The organism is Marinilabiliales bacterium (assembly GCA_007695015.1).
Lineage (GTDB): Bacteria > Bacteroidota > Bacteroidia > Bacteroidales > PUMT01 > PXAP01.
Map to the genome: position 1 here is coordinate 1 of REEN01000016.1, position 4711 is coordinate 4711.

The 4711-nt window shown below is 48.6% G+C and carries 3 protein-coding genes; 1 reads left to right on the top strand and 2 read right to left on the bottom strand.

The features are described 5' to 3' along the window. Positions 1 to 200: hypothetical protein (locus EA408_00360; protein TVR75393.1), on the bottom strand; the 200-nt coding region annotated here is incomplete at its 3' end. Between the two features lie 594 nt (positions 201 to 794). Here EA408_00360 and EA408_00365 point away from each other — a divergent pair. Beyond that, entirely contained in the window at positions 795 to 3785 is a 2991-nt protein-coding gene (locus tag EA408_00365) for a CHAT domain-containing protein (GenBank protein TVR75394.1), read from the top strand. Positions 3786 to 3886: 101 nt separating this feature from the next. Here EA408_00365 and EA408_00370 read toward each other — a convergent pair whose 3' ends face one another. Further along, positions 3887 to 4684, bottom strand: coding sequence for a sigma-70 family RNA polymerase sigma factor (locus EA408_00370; protein TVR75395.1), 798 nt, complete (start codon positions 4682 to 4684; stop codon positions 3887 to 3889). Positions 4685 to 4711: the final 27 nt, after the last annotated feature.

The following is a 4711-nucleotide window of genomic DNA, read 5'->3' on the forward strand; positions in this document are numbered from 1 at the left end:
CCTGCATTTATCCCTGTTCTTTCGCGGGTTAATGCCAGATCTGTTTCGTCCGGCACCCTGCCCTTTGTTTTGGGGTCCATGCCTGCCTGGTGAAGGCCTGCATTTCGCCCTGTTCCTTTACGGGTTAATGCCAGATCTGTTTCGTCCGGCACCCTGCCCTTTGTTTTTCGGGTCCATGCCTGCCTGGTGAAGGCCTGCATTTATCCCTGTTCTTTCGCGGGTTAATGCCAGATCTGTTTCGTCCGGCACCCTGCCCTTTGTTTTGGGGTCCATGCCTGCCTGGTGCGGGCCTGCATTTATCCCTTGTTTTTGCGGTCTGTAGGCCGGCAGCTGTTACCGGTGACATTAACCGCGGTAAATCTTTTTGGCGGCAATCCTGAGCAATTTCAGCTATACCGCCGGTTAATCCACTCAGGTATTCTGGTCATCATCATCATCATCATCATCGTCATCAAGATCAGAATCTCTCAGTAGAATATCCTCGTCTACCGGCCAGGTACCTCCCCCTCCACCGCCACGAACTGCGTTCATTTCGAAAATGGTCATTTCATCTGTCTGCAGGCTGAAAAAATTCATTGATTTCATGATCGTAAGTTTTAGGTTAATTGTTATTTTTTTTGAGTTTCAGATTTCTGCTTTTTGAAACGTGCCTCTACTATGAGGTGCATAAAATCAAAAAACGTGACAATGGTTTTAAAATAGTTTTCTGTTTTTGAGCTGCTTTTTAGCTGCATAAAAGACAGAAAGACAAGATTATATGGCGATCAAAAAAAAAATGAAAATTTTTTGCGCCGATGCAAAAGTTTTCGGGGTTCCGGACCGGTTTCCGGGGGCGGGCGGCCAGAAAACAGGATAAAAAAAGGAGATTTGTTAATTGCCGGCTGCGGATAGTTTGCCGAAATGGTTATTTTTACCATAAATATTCTGCTGAAGCCATGATTGCCGTGAAATTCAGATTCAGGGACCATATCAGCCGGACGTTGTTGCGGACTGCTTTGATGGCGGTGCTGCTGCCGGCTGCCACCCATGGCGCTGATGCAATTCCGGAATCTCCCGGGTCGGTGCAGGACTCTTCCCGTATTTATAATAACCTTGGAATTGACAGTTACCAGTCAGGCAACTTTGAACAGGCGGAGTATTTTTTTAAACGGGAACTAGATATCAAGAGAAGGGAGCTAGGAGCCATGTCGTCCGACATGGTTTCGACATACTCAAACCTTGGTGCCGTAAGCAGGAGGCTCAACAACAGCACCGAGGCCATGCAATATTACGATACGGCTGCGCACATCGGTATCATGCATTACGGTAATGATCACCGGTGGCTGGGTGCCGTGTACCAGAACCAGGCTAACCTGCTCAGGGAGCAGGGGGACTTTGCCAGGGCGCACACCTATTACGACAATGCCCTGCGCATATTCATCATGAACGATCTTCACGGGAACATTGGGACACTCTACAATAACAAGGGCATTGCATTGGAGCGGTCGGGTGACCTGGCGAATGCCAAAAATTATTACCTGCAGGCGATAGAGATACGCCGGGAGTTTGATCCGGACCGGCTCTACCTCCCCCTTCTTAACCTGGCGAACTGCCATGCGGCCTCCGGTGATACGGTGGCCGCAGATGAATATTACCGTCTTGCCGTTGATGCGGCGGCAGACTTGTGGGGGAGCGGACACATTAACCTGGCGCCGGCCCTTATGAATTACGGGATATTCCTTGTTTCAGATTCCGTTGAACCGGCAAGGGGCTTTGAGAAGCTTATGCGTGCACTTGAGATCTACAGGTCACAGGATGGGGACAAGGGTCCGCATTTATCAATGAATCTTCTGAACATTGGTTATTATTATGAAGTTACCGGGAACAGGGAAGCTGCACTGCAGTATTACCAGGAATCGCTTGTTGCCAACAGCACTACATTCAGCTCTGCCGATCCACGGGTGCATCCCGGCGATGATGATCATGTTTTTGCAGGGGATATTGCTATAAACAGCCTCAGGCATAAAGCGCTGGCCTTTTATAATATGTCATACAACGGGAATCGTCGCGAAATGCTGGAGGAGAGCCTCTTAACATTCCAGGCGGCAATCGCTCTCATAGAAAGGATGAGGACCGGCTACCACTCCGAGGAGAGCCGCATGATACTTGCGGCAAATGAGCACGAGGTGTTCATGCATGCCTTGCATGTTTCTGAAAAACTGTACCGGCTCACTGGAGAGAGGAAGTTTCTTGAAACAGCCTTCAGCTTTTCTGAAAGAAGCAAGGCATCAGGGTTGCTGGCCTCCATCAGGAATATTGAGGCACGCGCCTTCGGTGGTGTGCCTGAAGAGCTTATTGCAGAGGAGCAAAGTCTCAGCAGGCGGCTGGCTGCATACAGGGAGCTGATCCATGAGGAGCAGAGGCTGCCTGAACCGGACAATGGTAAAATATTGCTCTGGCAGGAAAGGATCTTTTCGCTTGAAAAAGAGTTGCTATCGCTCATAAACCGTCTTGAGGAGGAATACCCCGGTTACCACGCACTGAAGTACAATCCCGAAACCATTCCGGTAGATAAGGCAATGGGGGGGCTGGGGTCCCGCGACGCGATGGTATCCTACGTTTACAATGATTCTGTTGTCCACATTTTTGCGCTCACCAACAGGGATGCCAGGTTCTGGTCTGTTCCCACCGGCAACCAGGTTGAAGGGTATCTTGACAGGATGCTCGAAGTGCTTTCGGGCGGCAACATTGAACGCAATGTGACGGAGGATTTCAATACTTTCTTCGAATCATCCCGTTTCTTTTACCGGCTTCTGCTTGAGAGGGTGATTGAGTTTACCGGGAGCAGGAGGCTTATCATTGTGCCGGACGGAATTCTTTCCTATCTGCCTTTCGAGCTGCTTCTTACTTCAGATAGCGGACTGGGTGGTAACAATTACAGGATACTGCCGTATCTGCTGAGGGATCTTCCAGTATCGTATTCTTATTCTGCGACCCTGTGGAAGGAGAGCAGGCGTAAATCAACCCTGTCAGGCAGAAGAGTGCTTGCAATGGCCCCCGGTTATGAGTATTCAGAGGGTTCGGCTGGGGAAACTGCCAGTAGCAGGCAGTATTACAGGGACAAGCTTGTACCTCTTCCGGGGGCAAGGGAGGAAGCCATGAAAGTTGCTGCACTTATGGAAGGCAAGGTGCTGCTTGATAATGAAGCGACTGAGGATAGATTCAAACAGATTGCCGGTGAATTTGACCTCCTCCATTTTGCGATGCATACACTGATAGATGATGACAACCCGATGTTCTCAAAGCTTGTTTTTGCAGATACCGGTACCGGTACCGGTCGCGAAGACGGGCTTCTAAATACCTACGAGATATACAATCTTGAGCTGAATGCCGGACTTGCAGTGCTGAGCTCCTGCAGGAGCGGGTACGGCACAATTAACCGCGGTGAAGGTGTAATGAGCCTTGCAAGGGGCTTCCTTTATGCCGGTGTTCCGTCAATAGTGATGACCCACTGGGAGATCGAAGATAAATCGGGCGCCGAGATCATGATTGGTTTTTACCGGTATCTGCTGAGAGGGCACCGTAAAGATGAGGCTTTGCGGAGGGCGCGGATTGATTTTATTGAAAATGCAGATCTGCTCAGGTCGCATCCCTACTTCTGGGGAGCATATGTATGTATCGGTGATCCGGACAGGCTTTTCGGATCATTCAGGCATTACTATCCTGTTGTCACTTTCGTTCTGTTTACCCTCCTGATAATTTTTGCAGTCTGGCGCGGATTTTTTTTCGGTAAAAGAACAGCCTGAAGACTGTCGCCGGAACAGTCTGATGACTGTCGCCGGTATGGCCTGATGACTATCGCCGGCATGGCCTGGTGAATGTTGCCGGAACGGCTGGGTGAATTCAGCTATTCCTCTCTGCTGCGTTTTATCCTTTGCAGTTCGATATATTCAGGGTCATCATTGATCAGATTCATCAGCTGCTGCATGCACAGGTATTTCTTCCTTCTGCCGTACTCTTCGCTTCCGTATTTCATTATTGATGCAATCTCCCTGAATGGTCTTTTCTTCAAAAACATTTTAATAACTCTCTTGCAATCTCCCGGCAGTTTCCTGTAATGGCGCTGATAGATCTTTTCGCTTTGGTTGTTAAGGTATTCAATGTACTCACTGTCACCGATCCCTTCCTGGGCGGCATCAGAGGAAGTATCCTGATATGCAGTGTAATCAGCGCTTATGCCGGTGCCAGCGCTTTGGTCGCTGTATTCACTCTCATCAGTTTCTTCTCTTTCTGTGCTTTCATCAATTTCATCGCTCAGGTCAATCTCGCCGCTTATGCCGCTTTCGTTTCCGGAATCCCATGATGCCGGTGACAACTCATCCTCAATTCTGTCATAATGGATATTATGACTTACGTTTTTATGCCTGAACCACAGAAACCGGCAAATTACAATGAAATAGTTGTGAAAGGAGGTTTTAATTTCAAGCTCGCCCTTTGCAAGCTTGTTGAATATGATTATAAGCCCCTCCTGGAAAAGGTCCCTGGCATCCTGTTCATCGCCTCCATGTCGCACAACTATACGAAGAATCTGCGGAAAGTATTCATTGTAAATGTATTCCAGAATGATGTTCTTTCTCTGCCTGATGCCATCGAGAATTGATTTATCGGAATACTTCTCCACTGCCGGGTTGTTTGAAATATTTATGCGGTCTCAAACCTAAATTAAAATCGG